A 20083-nucleotide genomic window follows, 5' to 3' on the forward strand; every position below is an offset into this window, starting at 1 on the left:
TTTTAATGCAGCGACCAGAATGAGTATAAAGTGCCTGCAGGTTTTGGAAACGCCTGATTACGATTTTTGCATATCTTTTACATAGGGTTTACCCACAGCCGGCGCACATAAAGCTGTACGACTGTCTTTTCTGACAGGGTTGTAAGCAGTCCCCGTCAATGGTCTTGGAAAGGAATACCGTTAAATTTCAGATCATCTCCCCCTACCCGGATGCCAGAACCGCTACAGAGGATTGATTATGCCGGTCTACAAAGCACCTTTACGTGATATGAAGTTTCTGCTCAACGATGTGTTTGATTACCCGAAACACTACACCTCACTGGCCAGTGGGGAAAACGCAACGCCGGATATCGTTGACGCTATTCTTGCCGAGTGTGCTCGCTTCTGTGAAGAACAGCTGAGCCCATTGTATCAGTCAGGCGATGAAGAGGGCTGCACCCTGAAAGACGGTCAGGTGCTAACTCCGAAAGGTTATAAAGAAGCCTATAACCAGTACATAATGGGAGGCTGGCAAGGGCTTTCCGCACCCGAAGAATATGGTGGCCAGGGCCTGCCCGCTTCGATGGGACTCCTGAAACAGGAAATGATGGGTACCGCCAACTGGTCGTTTTCCATGTACCCCGGGTTATCCATGGGTGCTATGAACACCATTTTTCTGCATGGTACCGATAACCAGAAACACACCTACCTGCCCGCCATGACAGAGGGTCGCTGGGCCGGCACCATGTGCCTGACGGAGCCACAATGCGGTACCGACCTGGGCCAGGTAAAAACCAAAGCTGAGCCCCAGGGCGATGGCAGCTACAAAGTCACCGGCACAAAAATTTTTATCTCGTCCGGTGATCACGACCTGACTGAAAACATTGTTCATATTGTTCTGGCCCGCCTTCCCGATGCCCCCAAAGGCACCAAGGGCATCAGCCTGTTTATCGTGCCCAAGTTTCTGCCGGATGCAGACGGCGGTGTCGGCGAGCGCAACGGCGTCAGCTGTGGCAACCTGGAAAAGAAAATGGGCATCAACGCGTCCGCAACCTGCGTGCTGAACTTTGATGAGGCCACGGGGTATCTGATCGGACCGGAAAACGAAGGCCTGGAGTGCATGTTCACCTTTATGAATACAGCACGCATAGGCACAGCCATCCAGGGTGTCGGCCCGGCTGAGTTGTCGTACCAGTGGGCACTGGAATACGCAAAAGAACGTCGCTCCATGCGGGCCCTGTCGGGGAAAAAGGACCCGGACCATGTTGCTGACAGTCTCATGCACCATGCCGACGTGCGTCGTATGCTGTTAACACAGAAAGCCATTGCCGAAGGTGGCCGCGCCATGCTTTATGACGCCGCGCGTCTGGCTGACCATATGGTGGAAGGTCACACTGCCGGAGACACGGAAAAAGCGGCGAAATACGATGACAAACTGGGCTTTCTGACCCCGATCCTGAAAGGCTTTCTTACAGAACTGGGTAATGAGGCGGCAAATCTTGGCATGCAGGTTTTCGGGGGGCATGGTTACATCCGTGAGCATGGTATGGAACAGATTGCCCGGGACACCCGCATCGCTACCCTCTACGAAGGCACCACGGGTATCCAGGCACTGGACCTGCTTGGCCGTAAGGTTTTGCTGACAACCAAAGGCGGCGCTGTTCGTGGCTTCACCGCCCGGATCGCCAACTTTGCCCGCAAACACCTGACCAATGGCCGTTTGCGTCCGTTTGCATTGGAGCTGCTGAAGCTGACAGCTCAGTGGAACCTGCTTACCATGCGGATCATGCTGGCCGCACGAAAGGATCGTGATCTGGTCAGCTCAGCATCCTACGATTTCCTGATGTACAGTGGTTACGTCACCATGGCTTATATGTGGGCTCGCCAGGCTGCCGTGGCTGCAGATCGTCTGGATAAGGGGGGTGACGAGTCTGAGGCTTTCTACAAGGCTAAACTGGCAACCGCAGAGTTTTACTATGAACGCTTGCTACCCAGGGCTCAGGCGCATGCCACAAGCATGCTCAGCCCAACCCGTAGCCTGATGCAGACAGATTCGGATGATATGGCGTTTACCGGTTAACCCCCCTCCAGGAGCCCTGTCAGGTGGGTACTGAACTGACAGGGCTTGAAAATTTCTGACCCGGCCATACCTCAACAGATACTCATTCTTTTTTTATTGCAAACTCCCGGAAAACGGTTTTCAGCCTGCCATCTTTCTGAGGGCGGGCTTGCTTTGTCATATTGTTAAAAGAAGGAGGTTCGAATATGGAAACTCGTACTGACGACTTTTATCCCACCCGTCTTGAGCGCCCTGCCGCGCCGATAACCCGTATAGATCCAATTATCCACAGCCAGGGAAAGGACCGTACAAATGGCCCTCTGAGTGAGGCTGAACTGGCAATGTATGAGCGTGATGGGTTTCTGGTGTTTAACAACTTTCTGGACAAGGAAACCATTCGACGTTTCCAGGACGACCTGGAAGCCTATGAAAACGACGATAGCATCCTGCGTTCCGAAGGCACTATTACAGAAACCGGTAAGCAGGAAATACGCTCTGTTTTTGGTATACATGAGCTCTCATCCCGCTTTGACAAACTGACCCGCAACCCCGAAATCCTCGGGATGGTGCACCAGTTGCTGGGCAGTGATGCGTATATCCATCAGTCACGCATCAACTTCAAACCCGGCTTTCACGGTAAAGGCTTTGACTGGCACTCCGACTTTGAAACCTGGCACGCGGAAGATGGCATGCCGAGAATGCGGGCGGTAAGTTTCTCAATTGCTCTTACGGACAACACTCCGTTTAATGGGCCTTTGATGTTGATCCCGGGGTCTCACAAAACCTTTATTCCCTGTGTAGGACGTACCCCTGAAGACAATTACCAGTCTTCACTGAAAAAGCAGGAACTGGGCGTACCCAGTGACAAAGACCTGAAAAAAATGGCGGACCAGCATGGCATCAAGGCGCCCACAGGGCCTGCCGGTTCTCTGATTATATTCGAGTGCAATACGCTGCACGCTTCCAATGCCAATATGTCGCCCTGGCCACGCAGTAACCTGTTCTTTGTATACAACAGTGTTGAAAACCAGCTGACCGCCCCCTTCTGCGGCAACAAGCTGCGTCCGGATTTCCTGAGCAACAGAACCAACACCAGCGCTCTGGCGCCTGTTGCAAAGGATGAGCTGCAAAGAACCGGCTGAATACGCCCGGGTCCGGCCACCGCAGAGGTCGGCTGGCCGGACTGGTATACTGCAGATGAACAGTTGCTGAAAAAAGGAGATTGAGTTGTCAACGGATCGTTATCAGAAAGGTATGGATAAGCTGAAGGAATTAACCATTCCGGATGAAAACAGCCCCACGGGCCATATGGAAGTGGGCGAAAGTTTCAAGGATATTGCCCCGGATCTGACCCGGCTGGTGGTGGAATTTGCCTTTGGCGATGTTTATGCGCGCCCCGGTCTGGATAACAAACAGAAGGTACTCACCACGATTTCGGCTCTGGTTGCCCAGGGTACGCCACAAATTGGTATGCACGTGGTGACCGGCCTGAACGTCGGTTTGACCCCCGATGAGATTGCCGGTTGCCTTGTACACCTGATTCCTTACGTGGGATTCCCGCGGGTATTAACAGCCATGAAGGTGGCTCAGGAAGTATTCGCCGAGCAGGGTGTGGCTATTACCTCTCAGAACGAATCTACATAACCGGTCGCATTTACGAAGCGGGCCAGCCGCAATGCAGCTGGCCCCTGCACGGCATCAGGATACGCCTTTCCGGCGTAATACCGTGCCGCGGTCCCCGACTGCGTAGACGGCTCCGTTACGGGTGGCACATACTGAGCGTAACCCGGCATCTGTGCCGCTGGGTTCGTATAGCCATTGATCGCCCTCAAGGCGCATCACACAGCCGCGGGTACCTACGATGAATGCACCCGCAGCCTCGGAACCGGATATCGACAACAGGTCATCCCGCAACCGGGTGGCCATTTGCTGCCAGCGCTGGCCGTTAAAATGCGCCAGTGTCCCGGACAGGCCGACGGCATAGATATCATTCAGGCTGTCGCCCCAGATACCGTAAAGAAAGTTCTCCGTGCCGACATTGAAATCGGCCCATTCTGTACCGTTATACCTCAGGACCAGACCAAAATCGCCTGGCGCCAGCATGTGTTCATCATCCATGGCCCACAGACTGTACAACGCAGACTGGGTACCGCTGGGCATACGCTGCCAGCCCAGACCATCAAAGTGCAGGATCAGGCCTTCATCGCCCACGGCATAAACAGATTCCGGGCTGCTGCCCCACATACCCAGAATAGTCAGGTCAAGGTTCAGGTCGTAATGCAACGCCCACTGCTGTCCGTCAAAGCGGAATATCCGCCCCAACTGACCGGCGGCAAACAACCCGGCCCCGGTGTCCCAGACACAGTGCACGGCCAGTTCACTGGGTGCGGGTAATAATTCCCAGGTATCACCGTGCAGGCGCATCACTGTGCCGGCTTCACCATAGGCGTAGCAGGTACCATCCTGCCCTTCTACAACTCCCCATAACTGGCGCCGGGTGGGCACGTCCATAATCTCCCAGGGGCTTGCAGCGGCGGCTTTAGGCGGCGGCGCCAGAGCCTGGGTAAAATCCTCGGCCGCGGTCATAATAGTGCCGAAGTCACCCACTGCCAGGGCTTCTCCCGTAGACAGTACTATAATATCCATCAGATCGTGATAGCTGTTACTTTCCAGCTTGTCCAGGCGCAGATCCTTAAGGTAATACAGGTGCCCCTGGTCACCAACAATCAGTACGCCCTCTTTATAAGCTTTAAGCGACCTCAGGCGTGGCATCGGATCATCGAAGCTGAGCGCCTGGAAGCGGTCGTTTTTATAGCGTACCAGCTCACCACGGAAGCCACCCTGATCGACAAAATAGCGACCACCCCCCAGCAACAAAGAGCCATCGTCCATGACCAGAATGGCGTGGAATCCGGAACCTAGCGGGCAATCCAGCTTCTCCCACTGACCGTCACTGCTACGCCGGAGCACCGTACCCTCGCCTCCTGCGGCATACACAATATTGCCGGGGGCACATGCAACCGCTCGCAGATTAACCTGCGTGGGGCTGCGTTCCTGCTGCCAGTTGTGACCGTCAAAATGGCGTATCATGCCATCATCACCCACCGCCCAGGCCTGGCCCTGGTCGTTGCCGTCGATGGCAAACAAGGGGGTATTTTCTTCACAGGGGGCAAACCGCCCATCCTGATCATCAATAACTCCCCCCTGTAACAGCCGCCACTGCGTTCCATCGAAATGCAGCAGTACGCCCATCCAGCCTACGGCAAACAGGTTGTCTGCGCCGGTTCCCCAGATACCATGCAGCGGCAGCCGGGTGGGCAATGTCATGTGCTGCCATTGCGACCCACCAGCGTCGGCGCTGCCGGTATAGCGCAAGACCATTCCTTCATCGCCTACAACAAACAGTTCGCCGGATCCGGTCCATCCGGACCACAGCACATCGCCATCACCGGCACCCACCTCCGGTACCCGGCGCCAGGGCGCCCGACCGGGTGCGGCAGCATCCTCTGCTCCCAACAACTGGCGAAAAAACCGACGGCGATCAGGTGTACGAGTTTCAGTCATGACAACACTCTTAAAGATTCCAACTGTTTACGCAGTTCTTCGCGTTCCTCCGGGGGAACCGAGTTCAGGGCCTGCTGCAGTTCTTCACTGTCCAGCCCTGCCTGTGTGAGGCCCTCCAGAGAATGTTTTGCCGCTTCAGCAAAGCTGGCCCGGCCTTGGGCCTCACATGCGGCAATGGCCGGTGCAAACGCCAAGGCTTCCGGACCCTCGGGATCGGTTACCACAATAGGCGCACCTGTGTCAGAGCCACTGGAAAGCGCCGGCGATAACGGAATTTGTGCCACTGAATTTACGTCCGCAGACTCCAGGGCTTTCGCCAGATGGTTTCGGGGGAAGACATGGAAATGGCCGCTGCAATGGGGGCAGGTAACACCTGCCATGTTTTCCACCACGCCAATCAGTGGCAGGCCCCGCTCCTGGCAGAAACGCACAGCTTTCAGGCTGTCCATCAGGGCAACCTCCTGTGGTGTCGTTGCCAGCAATGCCGCTACATCATGGCCTTCCAGCATGTCTGCCAGAGTGATCAGTTCGTTGCCTGTGCCCGGTGGCATATCAATCACCAGGAAATCCAGAGGCCCCCAGTCAAACGAGCCGATCAGGTGATGCATGAAGTCGTGTTTGTAAGCATCCCGCCAGACAATGGGCGTGTCGTCATGCTCCATCATGAAGCCCAGAGAGCCGACCTTTACCGGGTGTTCCAGTCCGTCGTATTCAAATGCCTTGGGTGGCAGCCCCTTTTTGCTCAAGCGGATGCGCTCACCCACAAAACCGAAAAAGCGGCTCTGGTTGGGGCCATGAATATCAGCATCGGCTACACCAACCCGGTAGCCCTGAGCCGCCAAGCCTGCGGCTACGTTCGCTGACACTGTGCTTTTACCCACACCGCCCTTGTTGGCCATGACCATGATGATCTGACCAATCTCTGCCAGCCGGGACTCGATCAGTTTTTTTTCATGCTGGCCCTTATCGAGCCGGCACTGAGCTTCCTCGGGGCAGAACTGACAGGCATGTCCACGGCCGCAGTCTTCCGGCACCAATGCCAGAGGGTCGCGGCCGGGAAAGTGGGAAACCGACATAGTGGCTCCTTATTTAGCAGTATCGCTGTCCAGACTTGTGTCCAGCAGGATCCAGGTGTGCGTCACGCGTTTGTTACCATCGCGTTCGTTATCATTACCCTGCCAGACAGCAAAGCCCATGGGTACCGTGTCGCGGTCAAAATCAACATTATGCTCCCCTTCGGAGTCAAATGGCCGCGACATTACCACCTGCCACTCGCTGGCACTGGGTACCGAGTCCGGGAAATAGGCACTGGCACCCGTGATATTCTGTTGCGGCAGGCTGGTGGTACTGCCAAAGCCGCCTGCGGCCAGGTTTTCCACCTCCTCAGTATCCGCACGCCAATACCAGATATTGACGGGATTATCTTCACCGGTCCCCATCATATAGGACGTATCTGCATCATTCAGGGCGAACTGTACCGCAACGCCATCGCGGAAACTGTCCACACCTGTGCCTCTGTTCTCTGTGGCATCCTTCCAGAACATCCGGAGATAGAAACGCTCATCTGACCGTGCCACCTGAAAATACAGGTGCTTCCCACGGGTAGCGCCATCTTCAAACCGCAGGCTTACTGACTGATGCACCGGCGGTGCCGGCAGCAGGTTGGTACTGTACACAGGCAGGCGATCCCAGATCAGGTCGTCCGGATCATTCTGGGTACGCAAATAAATATTTTCAGGAATACGGGACACTTTCACCGTATCCCAGGCTTCAACTTCCTGAACGTTCGGGTTTACTTCTTCGTGATCTGCAAACACAGACACGCTTGTAACGGAAAGCGCCGCAAGTGTGAGTGCACCGGCCAGGTGGCGGGTTAAACGGCCGCTTACAATGTGTGTTGGTGTCATCGCTTGGTTCCTCGGCTAGTCGGTTACACTCAGCCCCACATAGGCTGACTGGCAGACTCGGGCTTGGCTTTTCTATCACCCGGGCGGGGGCTGGGGCCCACCTGGCGCTCCAGTGCCAGTTGCTGGAAGTGTGTCCAGTCCGGCAAAGTTTCCACAAGGTGTGCCAGATTCGGGTCCAGTCCATACTGGCTCGCCTTGGCGTAGCTCGCCCGTATCGCGGTCAGAAGCGGTACCAGGTAGCGCGCCAGAAAGTCCCGTTGTGCGCGGCGGTACGGTGCTGCATCGCGGTTGTGCTCCAGTGCCTGGGCTTCCAGGTGGCAGAGCAGCGCACAAAACTCGAGCATGGCCAACACGTGGTCCGGCTCATCTTTGTGGCCTTCATCCGCCACCGCTGCAGTCAGGTCAAAGTGGGTGTAGAACGCCTGCACGTTCAACATATAGTTACCCGGCGTCTCCCCGCCAATGAGTTTCTCGTAGGCGCTGGCAACCAGCGGTACACGGGGTTTTCCCCGTTTACCGTGAACAAAGGTTGCCATGTAGCCTACTTCCAGATCACTCAGGCTGGGGCTGACCTCCAGATCAGGCCAGGGAGCATTTCCCAGGGCCTGCCAGGCGTTGTTGAAAGCCTGCTGAAGGCGCCCGTCGGCCAGTGCTTCCCAGGTTTCTTCCAGCGGGTAACCAAGGGCCACGGCCGCAAGGCGATATATGGCACCTCGGGCGTCGGTACGTTCAAGCTCATGCTGCCGGGCAGCAGGCGCTGGGGACTGTGTCATAGCCTACCTCCGGGTCTTAACTCAGCTTGAACATTTCAGCGTGTTTATAGCCGATCAGTATATCCATCAGCTCACTGTCCCTGCCCTCGGCTTTCGCCTGGCGCTCCTGCTCCAGCGTGTCCAGCACCTCACCTACCCGGGGGCCAAACAGACTTTCCAGGTACGACTGGGGAATGCGGGGCTCATCCAGCTGTTCCCCGTTTTCTCCCAGTTTGGGGGGAGACGTCGGCGGTACATAGAATACGTTGGGCTCAGTGCCCCACTCCGCGTGCAGAGGCAGAGCCACTTTATACTTCTCCACCAGCTGGTGAATGGGCCCCTCTTCGTCATCACGGTAGCCAATCCAGCGAATGCGTCCCACGCATTGCTGGGCACAGGCCGTGGGCAGACCTTTCTCGATCCGGGGATAGCAGAAAATGCACTTCTCGGATTTTGAAATCTCTTCGTTGAAATAGATCTTCTTGTACGGGCAGGCGTTAACGCAGTAACGGTAGCCACGGCAGCGTTCCTGATCCACCAGCACAATGCCATCTTCCTGGCGTTTGTAGATGGCGTTACGGGTACAGGCCGCCAGACACGCCGGGTTGGAGCAATGGTTGCACAGACGCGGCAGATAGAAGTAATAGCTGTTCGGGTAGTCACCCTCGCCTTCATCTTCGTCCCAGTTCGCGCCCCAGGTTGGCTTCACATTGGGACGCAGCCACGGGTCGGTGCCCGTCATCAGCGCGTCTTCGTAGTTGTATTCCCAAGGTATGCCATAGTCTTCCTGGCTGGGCTGGCGCCCCAGGCGCAGAGCGCCGTCGGCGTCAAAACCACCGCCCATGTTTTCATAGTCCCGCGGGTAACCTTTACCGGGCTGGCTTTCCACGTTGTTCCAGTACATGAACTCGCGGCCGTTGCGGTTGGTCCACATCAGTTTGCAAGCTGCGGTACAGGTCTGGCAGCCGATGCACTTGTTCAGGTCCATGACCATGCTGAGTTGGCGTTTAACCGTCATAATAATGTCCTCTTACACGGCTCGTGGGTCGTTGATGTCTTCAGGCCTGGCCAGTTCTATGTCGTAGCAGCTTTCATGGATATGCTGGTTGGCATTCCACTTGGCGTATATGAACTGAAGATGTCCCCAGCCTCCGACCAGCTCCAGTGGTTGCAGGAAGACGGCGTTGGACATGTTCATATTCTTGCGCTGAATATACTGGTGTGGCTCCCAGCCGTGCTCCATCATGATCGAGTGTACCGGGATACTGGGATAGAACTTGGCCTGGGCGAAAAACTCGCCAATGGCGTTGAACATCCGTACACGGTCACCGTCTTTGATCCCCCGCTCTTCTGCCAGCTTGGGGTTGATGTAGATATTCGGCTCGCCCCGCTGCAACCGCAGCAGATACTTGTTACTGCGCCAGTTGGAGTGGATACCCCAGCGGGCATGGGGCGAGTAAAAGTTCAGTGGGTAGTTGGACGCCTCTGGCCCTGCGTGCAGGCGCGCTGTAGGCACAGTAGACTCGAGCTTTTGAAACCGTGGGTGGTCGACGTAAAACGTGATCCGACCGGTCAGGGTTTCGTAGGGCTTCTTGCCATCCGTCTGCGCTGTAAACGGGTTATAAGGCTCGTCCGGCTTCAGCGGCTGGTTCAGGCCAGCGTGCTCGTTCATCACGATGAAGCCTTTTTCTGCGGCTTCTTCCAGAGTTACACCGCCAAATTCCGGTGAGTCCTCAATGATGTGTTTGAGCACATCGTAATCTGTATTCAGCGTACCCTGGCGGGTGAAGTCATCGTGAATGGTGTGCAGATCACGGGTCACTTCGCCGTCGGGAATCGGACCAACCTCACGGGCAATGGCACGTTCCTGAATCTTTTTGGTCAACAGCGCCATGATGTCCCAGTCCGGCTTGGACTCACCCACAGGCTCTACGGAGCGGGTAAATACGTTGGCAAACCGGTGATACCCCTGGGTACGGATATCCCAGGCTTCATAATGGCTGGCGGCAGGCAGAATATAGTCAGCCCACTCGGCCGTGGAGTCCATGCGCACGTTAATGTTTACATACAGCTCTTCAGCCTGGCGCAGGTGCTCCTCGCGGTATTTCTTACTCATCTTGTTGCGGCGGAAGGTGTTATCCGCAATTGAGATCATGCCTTTGATTTCGCCATAGTACGGCATCCAGCCCTCATCCAGCGACTCCTGCATCATCTCTTCCATCTCATCAAGATCGAAGCCGACACGTTCTTTTAATTTCTTGTTGTCGAAATGCTTACGGGCACCTTCCATCATGCCGCCACGCAGGAACTCGCCCAGACCGCCAGCTTCGTAACGGGCCGATTTTTTACCCTCGAAGCTGCCCAGCTCAGTCCAGCGCGGATGGTTCCAGACCACCCAGGAGGTGTCCAGCCCACCGGTACGACCACCATGGCCGGTTAGGGCCAGTGTCAATGCGTAGCCCCAGCAGGTATACAAGCAGTTGGAGTAGCTTGAGGTAATGTACCCCAGCATGATGATGGCTTTTTTCGACTTCGCCAGCAGGCGCGCTTCCTGGCGTACCATATCCGGATGAATATTGGTGTGCTGCTGAGTCTTTTCCGGTGTGTATTTCGCGGCTTCCTGTTTCACCTGTTCAAAGACCGTGGTGACCTTGATCCCCTGCTCTACGGTGAAGGTACCTTCAAGGGCCGGATCCACATCGCCAAGCTTCAGGGTTTTGTCATCGTCACCCATGGAGCCTTTGGCTTTGACGGCTTTATTGGTATTCAGATCCCAGTGGTAGAACACCTCATCCGATCCACCTTCCACCAGGTCCGATTCCCGCAGCAGCTTTCCGTTATCCCTGCGTACCAGCATAGGCAGGTCAGTCTGCTCTTTCATGAAATCCGGTTTGAACAGATTTTCTTCAATAATGACATTCACAAAGGACATGGCCAGGAAAGGATCAGATCCCTGGTTTATGGGCATCCAGAGGTCAGTGTGAATGGCACTGGGGTTATAGTCCGGTGACGTGCTGGTGATACGCGCACCGTTGTACTTGGCCTCCCAGATATAGTGCGCGTCGGGAATGCGGGTAGCGTTGGGGTTGATCATGCCGAGCATGATGTAATCGGCATCGAACCAGGCATCCGAGGTAAAGCTTTCCAGTGGGTTGCCATAAGCCAGATGGGCACCGGTCAACAGATCCCCTACCACGGTAAAGCCATCAAGCTGGATACCGCCAACCAGAGACGCAAAGCGGTTGGGGCCTGACTGGCGCACCATGGTCTGGTTACCGGAGCCCTGGTGGGTTTTCAGTTTACCCGGACCGTACTTGACAAAAATATCGATGATTTTGTCGGCTATCTCTTCCGTGGCCTGATCCCAGGAAATCCGCTGCCACTTGCCTTCGCCACGCTCACCGGCACGCTTGAGCGGGTAGCGCAGGCGATCCGCTTCGTACATGGACGTGGAGTGAATGGCGCCCTTCTGACAGCCCCGGGGGTTAGCATCGGGCACATTCGGATTTACCTGGGGATACTTGGCAATCTGTTCTTCACGGATAACAATGCCGTCTTTAACGTACACGTTCCAGGCACAGTTACCCATACAGTTTATGCAGTGTGCCGCATGGCCGACACTGTCCCAGGCCCACTCATTCCGGTACAAGTCTTCCCAGTCCCGGTACGGGTACTCTGTGGCCAGAGTGTCTTCAATTGGCTGCAGCCGGTTCAATGCCCAGACGTTGCCACTCAGCATGGCACCTGTGCCAGTTGCTCCCAACCCCTTGAGGAAATCGCGGCGCTTCAGCTTCCACATTCCCATGTCTCTCTCCTCATCAACAATTGCCGTTATACTGCCTGCTCAAACCGGCAGCGGCTTCTAATGCTTGCTAAACTAACATAGGTCAAGAATTTACCGATGTCGTAAAATACCTATTTCCCGGGTTTGCGGGCCTGCTTTTGATGTGCGTCAATAACGCCTCAGGAGGCGACCTCTGGATCTTGCGCCCGCGCATCTGTTAACGCCTAATTTACACATTCTGAACATGCCTGAATACTGATAATACCGGCCGGTAATGGAGATAATATGAAAACAGCACATGTTGGATTTATGGCTATGGCAATTGCTTTGGGAACCGCCGGGGCACCGGCCTTGGCAGCCGATGCCCCGGCAACGGATCAGATTGCGGTTTGTGCAGCCTGCCACGGTGTGGATGGGCAATCCAGCGCTCCGATTTACCCTAACCTTGCAGGCCAGTCGGCGGCGTACATGGAGATGGCCCTGAAAGCCTACCGTGCCGGCGAGCGGGAAGGAGGCATGTCGGCGGTTATGACTCCACAGGCTGCGAATCTGTCAGACCAGGAAATTAACGACCTGTCTGCCTATTACAGCAAGCAGTAAAGCTGCCTGCCGGATTGCCTGCAAATCGTGCTACTTATGATTGCAAAAGGTACCGGGCATGGAAGCTCAGGTGCTGCTCAATAAAGCTGGCGATAAAGTAATAGCTGTGGTCGTAACCCTCATGACGGTTCAGTTCCAGCGGGTAGCCACTTTGCCTGGCAGCTGCCTCCAGCGCCTCCGGCTTGAGCTGCTCTTCCAGGAAATTATCCGCCTCTCCCTGGTCTACCAGGGCGGGTACAAATTTGCTGGTTTCCTGCATCAGCAGGCTGGCGTCGTATTGCGCCCAGTCTGAGGTGTCGTTCCCCAGGTAAGCCGAAAACGCCTTTTTGCCCCAGGGACAGTTGACTGGATTGCTGACCGGACTGAATGCGGATACCGACTGATACCGCTCCGGGTTACGCAATGCCAGCACCAGAGCCCCGTGCCCACCCATGGAATGGCCGGACACCGAACGCACATCACTTACCGGAAACCGCTCTTCAATCAGCGCCGGCAGCTCGTTCAGTACATAATCGTACATACGGTAGTGCCGGCTCCAGGGTGCCTGGGTCGCATTTACGTAGAAGCCTGCGCCCTTACCCAGGTCATAGGCATCATCATCGGCTACCTCATCACCGCGGGGGCTGGTATCCGGAGCAATGATAGCGATACCAAGCTCTGCTGCCATTCGATGAGCACCTGCTTTTTGCATGAAGTTTTCATCGGTACACGTCAGTCCAGACAACCAGTACAGAGCGGGTACTTTCTCGCCATTGGACGCCAGGGGCGGCAGATAGATCGCAAAACGCATGCTGCAGTTCAATGTTTCAGAATAATGGCTGTACTGCTTGTGCCAGCCACCGAAGCTCTTATTGCTACTTAAATTTTCAATAGTCATCGGAACCTCTCAGTTACGCAGCAGCCGGCTCTTGGGGCCGGCTGCTTTAAAATTACTTATTAAAATGAATGACGGAACGAATACTCTTGCCTTCGTGCATCAGGTCAAACGCTTTGTTGATGTCATTAAGCCCCATGGTGTGGGTAATGAAGTCGTCAAGCCTGAACTCGCCCTGCATGTAGCGTTCAACAAGGCCTGGCAACTCGGTACGACCCTTCACACCACCAAACGCTGAGCCTTTCCAGACCCGCCCGGTAACCAGCTGGAAGGGGCGGGTGGAGATTTCCTGGCCGGCACCGGCAACACCGATAATCACCGACTCTCCCCAGCCTTTGTGGCAACACTCCAGCGCAGAACGCATGACATCTACGTTGCCAATGCATTCAAAGGAGTAGTCGACGCCACCATCGGTCAGTTCCGTAATTACCTCTTGTATAGGCTTGTCGTAGTCATTCGGGTTAATGCAGTCAGTAGCACCCAGCTGTCGGGCAAGCTCGAATTTGCTCTCGTTGATATCAATCGCAATTATCCGACTGGCTTTTGCCATGGTGGCGCCGATCACTGCAGACAGACCAATCCCGCCCATACCAAAGATGGCAACCGTGTCGCCCTCTTCTACTTTGGCGGTATTCATCACCGCACCCATGCCGGTGGTTACACCACAGCCCAGCAGGCAGACCTCTTCCAGAGGCGCTTCCTTGCTGACCTTCGCCAGTGCAATTTCAGGCAACACGGTGTACTCAGAGAAGGTTGAGCACCCCATGTAATGCAGAATCGGCTCGCCGTTCAGGGAAAAACGACTGGTTCCGTCGGGCATCAGGCCTTTGCCCTGGGTGTCACGTATTTTCTGGCAGAGGTTGGTCTTGCCGGATACGCAGAGTTTGCATTCGCCACACTCGGGCGTATACAGAGGAATAACATGGTCCCCCACCTGCAGGCCGGTTACTCCTTCACCCACAGATTCCACAATGCCACCGCCTTCATGGCCCATGATTGCCGGAAAGTTGCCTTCCGGATCTTCACCCGACAAGGTGTAGGCATCTGTATGGCACACACCGCTGGCCACCACACGGATGCGCACTTCACCCGCCTGCGGTGGCATAACATCCACCTCTTCAATAGACAGTGGCTGGTTCGGGGCCCAGGCGACCGCTGCCCGGGATTTGATGGATTGAGTCATATGGCACTCCAAGGGTTTCAGGGCTTGGGCAGAGGCTTCTGCCATGTTGGTCACACCATTGTATTATTGTTCTTTTGACAGATAATCCACCGAAACATCAATTCACTGTTACTGTAGAGTAATAATAGTCAGCCATTACTCTACTTTTATGCAGGGCCTCGCGTATGTATCTCTGGGAAGGCGTCAATGAGTTTGTTGCGGTTGCGGAAGCCGAGAGCTTTACCTCCGCGGCCCGAAGACTGGGTATTTCCACTGCTCAGGTAAGCCGTCAGGTGAGCGCACTGGAATCCCGGCTTTCCACCAAACTGTTTTATCGCACCACGCGCAAGGTGTCGGTTACCGAAGCCGGGCAAATCTATTACCAACACTGCCGGCAGGTGCTTGATGGGCTGGAAGAAGCCGAACGTGCCATGACCAACCTGCAGCTTATCCCCAAAGGCAGATTGCGATTAACCGCGCCCGTTACCTATGGGGAAAAAATCATTGCGCCGCTGGTCAACGACTTTGTGCTGCGTTACCCGGAACTGGAGGTGCAGCTGAACCTGACAAACCAGAAACTGGACCTGGTAGGCGGTGGCTATGATCTGGCCATCCGGCTGGGCAAACTGGAAGACTCCACCATGATGGCCCGGCGTTTGTCGTCACGAACCCTGTATGCCTGTGCATCGCCCGCTTACCTTTCAACGTATGGTGAGCCTTATTCACTCTCCGAACTGGAACAGCATAACTGCCTTCAGGGCAATCTCGATTACTGGCGGTTTCAGGAGCAAGGCAAGCCCCATAATATCCGGGTGAAAGGCAATATGAAGTGCGACAGCGGCTGGGCACTTCTGGATGCAGCGCTGAAAGGAATCGGCATTGTGCAACTACCAGATTACTACGTACAGCCGTCGCTGGCCTCCGGCAGGCTGGTCAGTTTACTGGAGCATTATCAGGAAGCGGATGACGGTATCTGGGCGGTTTACCCTCATAACCGTCATCTGACGACAAAGGTACGGATGCTGCTGGATTTTTTCAGTGAGTCACTGGCCAGGTAGTGTAGCTGGGGCCGCCTCATAGCCCCTTCATATTAGCCTTAGCTATAGCAACATCACACCCTAAACAGATTCGTTCTCATTTAAACGACGTTGACGCACAACAGCGTTGTGCGTAAAATAAATAAAAAATGATCAGACAATTATGGCTGTTGAATTCAGGGATGCGTGGCTGGAAGCTTTCTACGAGCAAGACCAGAGCCATAAGAAAATACCCAGCACCATTGAAGGTGCCCTGTTCAGGAAGATCCAGATTCTTGATGCCGCAACGCAGGAGTCAGACTTGAGGGTTCCGCCGGGTAACCGGTTTGAACATTTGCAGGGAAACCTGTCTGGATGGTGTTCCATCCGGGTAAACAAACAGTATCGCCTGATCTTTCGCTGGGAAGACAGTACCGCCCTGGATGCGTACCTGGATCCGCACGCTTACAAGGGTTAGTGGAGGTTATAGTTATGAGAACTACAAAACGTCGTCCGGTGACCGTGGGCCAAATGCTGGTTACAGAGTTCCTGGAACCGATGAACATTGAAATCAGTGAGCTTGCCGAAGCCATGGGTGTGCACAGGAATACCCTCAGTCGGATTGTTCACGACAAAGGCACCCTGACCGCGCCTATGGCCATCAAGCTGGCAGCGGCTTTGGGAAACACACCGGAATTCTGGCTGAACATTCAGCACGCGGTTGAGTTGTGGGACGTTCGTCATCGGGCCTATGAGCACGAAGCCAAGAACGTGAAACCTGTAAAACCTCACGTTCTGCCTATGAAGCAAGCCTGAAAAAAAACTCGGCTCGGAGGATGATTAATCCTCAGATCTCGCATTTAAAACGTCATTCCTGACCAGAAAATCCTCCAGATTTTTTCCTGGAACAGCCTCACCCGTTACAGGTTCAATGGTAGCCAAGCCTTCAGCTATAAAGCGCTTGATGAGCTGTGCTGAGGTAATCCCCAAGTCTGCTGCTATTCGTTCAATCCTATCCGGTGCTGTCTCACGTTCACTAAAACAAATAACGAACTGTTTCATCAGTAACTCACCAATATCAGTAATAGTAGCCCGGCCACGGTGGTTCCGGGCCATCCAGAATAGCATCAGACACCGCTATCAACGGGTCAATGCAGTCTGCTTTGATCCGCGCCCAGTTAATCCAGTCCAGGAGTTCCTCGTTGAGCTCCCCATTCCTGATCGCAGACTGTTCTACCGCGTCGATATACTGTCGTAGCTGTTCAGCTTCCCGCCACTGCGCGGCGTTCGCCTTAAGCTTTTCAATTTGCTGCAGCTCCTGTTTTCGAAGCTCAACCTGGCGATCGTGTTTATCTTTTGCTTTCTGCCATGCCACACGTCTGCGTTCTTGTTCCTCTGTGCGGATACGCTCCTCTTCTATCAAGTCCAATGCGCCGGCAACCACTTGGTGTAGCCTTTGCTCCAGCGAGGTCTTGGGCGTATCCCCCCAACTTCTGGAAGGATAGCCGCCGATTGAAATTCTCAGTTTCCCGGTTGGGTGGTAGTCGTAGTCAGGCGGCCTTGGGTAGTCGTGCCCGGCTCCCCAGCGATGCGGAGAACGTTGCCAGCGCTCAATTGCCTTTTTCTCTGCTGCAGAGACCTTATGCTTGGTCCTGGCGACATGTTCGCTAATGGCTATGGTCAAAGAGGTTTCGTTCAGACCAATCAGCGTGCGACTCTTCTCACGATCCACCCAAACCTTCATGCCCTGACGTTCAAGTGCTTTTATCAGTGCGTCGCCTATAAACAGTGCGCGATCGATGGCATCCCGAGTCACTTCGAAATCGAATATTTCCCCCGGCGCTGAACGCAGGCCTTTGTAGTTGTCCCAGCCGGTCTTTCGTCTCAGTCGCTTGGATGCTTTCGTTATCAAGGGATGCGGTGATTCAAGCGATTCTGGTACATCAACAACACCTATACGCTCTTGGGCAGTGGTCGCCTTTTTCCGCGAGGCATCGGGATTGTCGGGGTTATAGGTGCGTGATCGGGTGAGCGGTAGGGAGTAATTTTCAAATTCCTTGGCAGTAGGAAGCGGAATCTTTTTCGGTGAGTGTCCGGCGTTAATTTTTGCCCAGTACCCCCGTGGCGGCAAAGGTATCTTGTGTTTTCGACAAATTTTTCCCAGTGCCACACCGGATATTCCATAGCGCGGTGCAACTCTGGTGACGGGCTCTGCCCATACCTCTTCGTAAAGTGATTCCCGAGTAATTGCGGCGACGCTTTCCATCGATAACCTCTGTTGAGCAAAAGTGCCATTTCTTTTACAGCCAAATATAGACTGGCCTGGATAACTTATTACCGCATTCGAAGCCCAACTTTGTACCATCAGTACAAACTATTGATTTATATATATTATTTCCAATTTATCTCTTGCATATTCTCAACCTCATGAGAATATTTAATAAAAGCAGGAGGACATCATGAAAAGATTAGCACCCTTAACGACAACAATATTGGCAGCTGCCTTGGCTGGCTGTGCGTCCACGCCACGGGCTTACGATGCTGAGCAATCTCGGGCTTTAAATCTAGCAAGAGCCGGTGGTATCTACGACATGGATTTGCGGGACTCTGAGGACGGCACCCGCTCCTACAGTAAAGGGATATTGGGGCCATTACTGGACTTCGCCAGCTTGGCGACTTCATTCGATGCTCCGCTCCGACACCTTTCCGGCACCCAGACGTTTGTGTTCAACGCCACCGATATTATGATGACTCCCGACAAACCTTCGGCAAGACCCAGTCTTATGGGTTGGATGCCTGCGTCGAAGGTTACCTCGGAGGACCAGGCGTATGAGCAGTATGTAGAACTGGTAGACCAGGCCATCCAGCAAGTGGCCAAGGATATGGCGTTGGATGCCACCAAGCTTAGCAATGTGACGACGCCAGATATTGACGGCCACCCGCTGATGCTTTGGTCTGTTGAAAGCGCTGAGTACGGGTGTGATGCAGGCCAATGTGTGGTTGCCTACAACATCAAAACTCCGGTTTACTGGAAAACACCCACCTATATAAAAGGTGGTGAGCCTGAAAGCTACAACATCGCGGCCAATCACTCAAAAAAATACTCTCGCCTGGTTTTCCGGCAAGCCGGTGACCAACCCGGTTTCCCTGTGGATAAGTTCTATCGCGCAATCAGCGGTGCCCTGCCACCCTGGATGGTGATGTATTTCCCACCGGGCTTCGTCATTCAAGAAGGCGAGCCACTGTCGTACCCGGTGATGTACGAACAAGGACAGCAGCTGATGTTCAAGGAGCCCAATCATGAGTGAGTGGCACGATGAACTTGAGCTCGCACTGTTATTGCTAGAGGATGCCAGAATCGACAGCGATTGCATGACCTTTGTGATCAGTAGCATCCTGAGTAAGCACCATATCTTCCACTAGTGCCGGATCGGATACGTCGAAGACCGAGCCACCCGCATGATCACCTCCGCTCACTGTTGGATTGAATTCGAACAGGGCTGGTGTATCGATCTGCGACTCAGGCATTGGCTGGGCTATGAGGATGATCTCCCCCACGGTGTCTTCCAGCCATCCGACTATCCGCGAATTCGCTACCACGGCACGGCGTTACTGGTTCCAGACTTTGACTTGGAAGACCTAGCAGCGATGACAGACGACATCTACAACAAAGTAAAACTGCCATGGCTGCCCGAACAATTCCGAGCCGCCTGACAATGGAGAAAACTTGCATTTTCCAAGGTTCTGGTAGCGTCGAAGTAAAGTGTTACCGGGGAGTCTAAGCATGGACAAGATTTATAGCAGCAGCGCTTGTCTGTATCGGCATTGCTGAGATCGTTTTCAGGGGCGCTAGCGCTTCGCTTTTTGCGTGGTATCTATTGGTGGTGACACTTTTCATTCGCTTTATTCTGGCTGCTGTCGATACTTATAGAGCGGCCTTTCAATATATCCGCGACTATAGCTTTGGATTACTTGTGATCGCCGACGCTGAAGGTATCGAGGCGAACCATGTTCCTTTCCATTTGAGCAGTGATGGCGATGGCTCACTCGGCACATTGCGGTGTCATCTGGCTGTCCATGTCCAAGGCCGTGGCCGCGTTATACAGGATCCCGTTTGGCTCAAGGATCACCTGTGCCGGTTAACAGCTCAGCACGAAAGAGGTCGAGCGCAGCCTTGGGCTGTAGATGACGCGCCAGCGGATTTCACTGATCGTTTGATGAAAGCTATCGTTGGAATCGAGATCAGGATCGAGCATTTGACGGGAAAGTTGAAGGCCAGTCAAAATCAGCCTGAGAGTAACCGATACGGTGTCAAAACTGGCTTGGAAAGCGAGGGGACGCCAACGGCTAAGGCGATGTCCGCATTCATACGCTAAGCTGGGATGC

Annotated in this window: 21 protein-coding genes; 11 read left to right on the forward strand and 10 right to left on the reverse strand. The window is 54.4% G+C overall.

Translation table 11 applies throughout. The features are described from left to right. The first annotated feature begins 238 nt into the window (after nt 1–238). The 3 genes from FFI95_RS03165 (at nt 239) to FFI95_RS03175 (ending at nt 3682) form a co-directional block, all read left to right on the forward strand. Nucleotides 239–2059: an acyl-CoA dehydrogenase C-terminal domain-containing protein gene (locus tag FFI95_RS03165; RefSeq protein WP_144820939.1), complete on the forward strand. Its 1821-nt coding sequence runs from the start codon at nt 239–241 to the stop codon at nt 2057–2059. Between the two features lie 185 nt (nt 2060–2244). Next, nucleotides 2245–3180, forward strand: a complete 936-nt coding sequence (thpD, locus tag FFI95_RS03170; protein ID WP_144820941.1) for an ectoine hydroxylase — start codon at nt 2245–2247, stop codon at nt 3178–3180. A gap of 85 nt (nt 3181–3265) precedes the next feature. Continuing rightward, nucleotides 3266–3682, forward strand: a complete 417-nt coding sequence (locus FFI95_RS03175; protein ID WP_144820942.1) for a carboxymuconolactone decarboxylase family protein — start codon at nt 3266–3268, stop codon at nt 3680–3682. Between the two features lie 54 nt (nt 3683–3736). Here FFI95_RS03175 and FFI95_RS03180 read toward each other — a convergent pair whose 3' ends face one another. The 6 genes from FFI95_RS03180 to clrA are packed head-to-tail and all read right to left on the reverse strand — an operon-like array spanning nt 3737 to nt 12066. Continuing rightward, the gene (locus FFI95_RS03180; protein WP_144820944.1) at nt 3737–5602 is read right to left on the reverse strand and encodes a beta propeller repeat protein; all 1866 of its coding nucleotides are present in this window, start codon (nt 5600–5602) and stop codon (nt 3737–3739) included. Further along, nucleotides 5599–6678, reverse strand: coding sequence for a P-loop NTPase (locus FFI95_RS03185; protein WP_144820945.1), 1080 nt, complete (start codon nt 6676–6678; stop codon nt 5599–5601). Before FFI95_RS03185 ends, FFI95_RS03180 begins: the two co-directional genes overlap by 4 nt. Nucleotides 6679–6687: 9 nt before the next feature. Beyond that, nucleotides 6688–7509, reverse strand: a complete 822-nt coding sequence (locus FFI95_RS03190) for an ethylbenzene dehydrogenase-related protein (RefSeq protein ID WP_144820947.1) — start codon at nt 7507–7509, stop codon at nt 6688–6690. Between the two features lie 29 nt (nt 7510–7538). Continuing rightward, nucleotides 7539–8282: a molecular chaperone TorD family protein gene (locus FFI95_RS03195; protein WP_144820949.1), complete on the reverse strand. Its 744-nt coding sequence runs from the start codon at nt 8280–8282 to the stop codon at nt 7539–7541. Between the two features lie 16 nt (nt 8283–8298). Next, entirely contained in the window at nt 8299–9279 is a 981-nt protein-coding gene (gene clrB, locus FFI95_RS03200) for a chlorate reductase subunit beta (protein ID WP_144820951.1), read from the reverse strand. Between the two features lie 12 nt (nt 9280–9291). After that, the gene (gene clrA / locus FFI95_RS03205; protein WP_218975799.1) at nt 9292–12066 is read right to left on the reverse strand and encodes a chlorate reductase subunit alpha; all 2775 of its coding nucleotides are present in this window, start codon (nt 12064–12066) and stop codon (nt 9292–9294) included. A gap of 264 nt (nt 12067–12330) precedes the next feature. Here clrA and FFI95_RS03210 point away from each other — a divergent pair, with 264 nt between their 5' ends. Further along, nucleotides 12331–12645 carry a c-type cytochrome gene (locus FFI95_RS03210; protein ID WP_246069344.1) on the forward strand — a complete coding sequence of 105 codons (315 nt, stop codon included), beginning with the start codon at nt 12331–12333 and terminating at the stop codon, nt 12643–12645. Between the two features lie 34 nt (nt 12646–12679). On the opposite strand, the gene fghA is transcribed toward FFI95_RS03210, so the two are convergent. Beyond that, complete coding sequence (gene fghA, locus FFI95_RS03215) at nt 12680–13522, reverse strand: S-formylglutathione hydrolase (RefSeq protein ID WP_144820952.1); 843 nt, start codon at nt 13520–13522, stop codon at nt 12680–12682. Between the two features lie 52 nt (nt 13523–13574). Next, nucleotides 13575–14702 (reverse strand): S-(hydroxymethyl)glutathione dehydrogenase/class III alcohol dehydrogenase, encoded by a 1128-nt coding sequence (locus tag FFI95_RS03220; protein WP_144820954.1) that lies wholly within the window; start codon nt 14700–14702, stop codon nt 13575–13577. A 164-nt stretch (nt 14703–14866) separates the two neighbouring features. Here FFI95_RS03220 and FFI95_RS03225 point away from each other — a divergent pair, with 164 nt between their 5' ends. From FFI95_RS03225 to FFI95_RS03235, 3 genes are all read left to right on the forward strand, one after another. Further along, nucleotides 14867–15739 (forward strand): LysR substrate-binding domain-containing protein, encoded by an 873-nt coding sequence (locus FFI95_RS03225; RefSeq protein WP_144820955.1) that lies wholly within the window; start codon nt 14867–14869, stop codon nt 15737–15739. Between the two features lie 142 nt (nt 15740–15881). Continuing rightward, nucleotides 15882–16175 (forward strand): type II toxin-antitoxin system RelE/ParE family toxin, encoded by a 294-nt coding sequence (locus FFI95_RS03230; RefSeq protein WP_144820956.1) that lies wholly within the window; start codon nt 15882–15884, stop codon nt 16173–16175. A 14-nt stretch (nt 16176–16189) separates the two neighbouring features. Then, nucleotides 16190–16513 (forward strand): HigA family addiction module antitoxin, encoded by a 324-nt coding sequence (locus tag FFI95_RS03235; protein WP_144820957.1) that lies wholly within the window; start codon nt 16190–16192, stop codon nt 16511–16513. Between the two features lie 24 nt (nt 16514–16537). Here FFI95_RS03235 and FFI95_RS03240 read toward each other — a convergent pair whose 3' ends face one another. Further along, nucleotides 16538–16759 (reverse strand): hypothetical protein, encoded by a 222-nt coding sequence (locus tag FFI95_RS03240; RefSeq protein WP_144820958.1) that lies wholly within the window; start codon nt 16757–16759, stop codon nt 16538–16540. Between the two features lie 16 nt (nt 16760–16775). Then, the gene (locus FFI95_RS03245; RefSeq protein ID WP_246069346.1) at nt 16776–17963 is read right to left on the reverse strand and encodes a hypothetical protein; all 1188 of its coding nucleotides are present in this window, start codon (nt 17961–17963) and stop codon (nt 16776–16778) included. Between the two features lie 193 nt (nt 17964–18156). On the opposite strand from FFI95_RS03245, the gene FFI95_RS03255 reads away from it, so the two are divergent. The 4 genes from FFI95_RS03255 to FFI95_RS03265 all read left to right on the forward strand — a co-directional run bounded on the left by FFI95_RS03255 (nt 18157) and on the right by FFI95_RS03265 (nt 20073). Then, nucleotides 18157–19005 carry a hypothetical protein gene (locus tag FFI95_RS03255; RefSeq protein WP_144820961.1) on the forward strand — a complete coding sequence of 283 codons (849 nt, stop codon included), beginning with the start codon at nt 18157–18159 and terminating at the stop codon, nt 19003–19005. Next, complete coding sequence (locus FFI95_RS15525) at nt 18998–19120, forward strand: hypothetical protein (protein ID WP_257535316.1); 123 nt, start codon at nt 18998–19000, stop codon at nt 19118–19120. Before FFI95_RS03255 ends, FFI95_RS15525 begins: the two co-directional genes overlap by 8 nt. Nucleotides 19121–19156: 36 nt before the next feature. Then, on the forward strand, nt 19157–19411 hold the full coding sequence (locus FFI95_RS15440) for a hypothetical protein (RefSeq protein WP_246069348.1): 255 nt from the start codon (nt 19157–19159) through the stop codon (nt 19409–19411). Between the two features lie 167 nt (nt 19412–19578). After that, on the forward strand, nt 19579–20073 hold the full coding sequence (locus tag FFI95_RS03265) for an FMN-binding negative transcriptional regulator (RefSeq protein WP_246069350.1): 495 nt from the start codon (nt 19579–19581) through the stop codon (nt 20071–20073). Nucleotides 20074–20083: the final 10 nt, after the last annotated feature.

The sequence above is a fragment of the Marinobacter piscis genome, assembly GCF_007671655.1.
Lineage (GTDB): Bacteria > Pseudomonadota > Gammaproteobacteria > Pseudomonadales > Oleiphilaceae > Marinobacter > Marinobacter piscensis.

Coding starts and splice junctions, on each gene's coding strand:
- FFI95_RS03165 (WP_144820939.1), top strand. CDS start 239: ATGCCGGTCTACAAAGCACCTTTACGTGATATGAAGTTTCTGCTCAAC.
- thpD (WP_144820941.1), top strand. CDS start 2,245: ATGGAAACTCGTACTGACGACTTTTATCCCACCCGTCTTGAGCGCCCT.
- FFI95_RS03180 (WP_144820944.1), bottom strand. CDS start 5,602: ATGACTGAAACTCGTACACCTGATCGCCGTCGGTTTTTTCGCCAGTTG.
- FFI95_RS03185 (WP_144820945.1), bottom strand. CDS start 6,678: ATGTCGGTTTCCCACTTTCCCGGCCGCGACCCTCTGGCATTGGTGCCG.
- FFI95_RS03190 (WP_144820947.1), bottom strand. CDS start 7,509: ATGACACCAACACACATTGTAAGCGGCCGTTTAACCCGCCACCTGGCC.
- FFI95_RS03195 (WP_144820949.1), bottom strand. CDS start 8,282: ATGACACAGTCCCCAGCGCCTGCTGCCCGGCAGCATGAGCTTGAACGT.
- clrB (WP_144820951.1), bottom strand. CDS start 9,279: ATGACGGTTAAACGCCAACTCAGCATGGTCATGGACCTGAACAAGTGC.
- clrA (WP_218975799.1), bottom strand. CDS start 12,066: ATGGGAATGTGGAAGCTGAAGCGCCGCGATTTCCTCAAGGGGTTGGGA.
- FFI95_RS03210 (WP_246069344.1), top strand. CDS start 12,331: ATGAAAACAGCACATGTTGGATTTATGGCTATGGCAATTGCTTTGGGA.
- fghA (WP_144820952.1), bottom strand. CDS start 13,522: ATGACTATTGAAAATTTAAGTAGCAATAAGAGCTTCGGTGGCTGGCAC.
- FFI95_RS03220 (WP_144820954.1), bottom strand. CDS start 14,702: ATGACTCAATCCATCAAATCCCGGGCAGCGGTCGCCTGGGCCCCGAAC.
- FFI95_RS03225 (WP_144820955.1), top strand. CDS start 14,867: ATGTATCTCTGGGAAGGCGTCAATGAGTTTGTTGCGGTTGCGGAAGCC.
- FFI95_RS03230 (WP_144820956.1), top strand. CDS start 15,882: ATGGCTGTTGAATTCAGGGATGCGTGGCTGGAAGCTTTCTACGAGCAA.
- FFI95_RS03235 (WP_144820957.1), top strand. CDS start 16,190: ATGAGAACTACAAAACGTCGTCCGGTGACCGTGGGCCAAATGCTGGTT.
- FFI95_RS03240 (WP_144820958.1), bottom strand. CDS start 16,759: ATGAAACAGTTCGTTATTTGTTTTAGTGAACGTGAGACAGCACCGGAT.
- FFI95_RS03245 (WP_246069346.1), bottom strand. CDS start 17,963: ATGGAAAGCGTCGCCGCAATTACTCGGGAATCACTTTACGAAGAGGTA.
- FFI95_RS03255 (WP_144820961.1), top strand. CDS start 18,157: ATGAAAAGATTAGCACCCTTAACGACAACAATATTGGCAGCTGCCTTG.
- FFI95_RS15525 (WP_257535316.1), top strand. CDS start 18,998: ATGAGTGAGTGGCACGATGAACTTGAGCTCGCACTGTTATTGCTAGAG.
- FFI95_RS15440 (WP_246069348.1), top strand. CDS start 19,157: ATGATCACCTCCGCTCACTGTTGGATTGAATTCGAACAGGGCTGGTGT.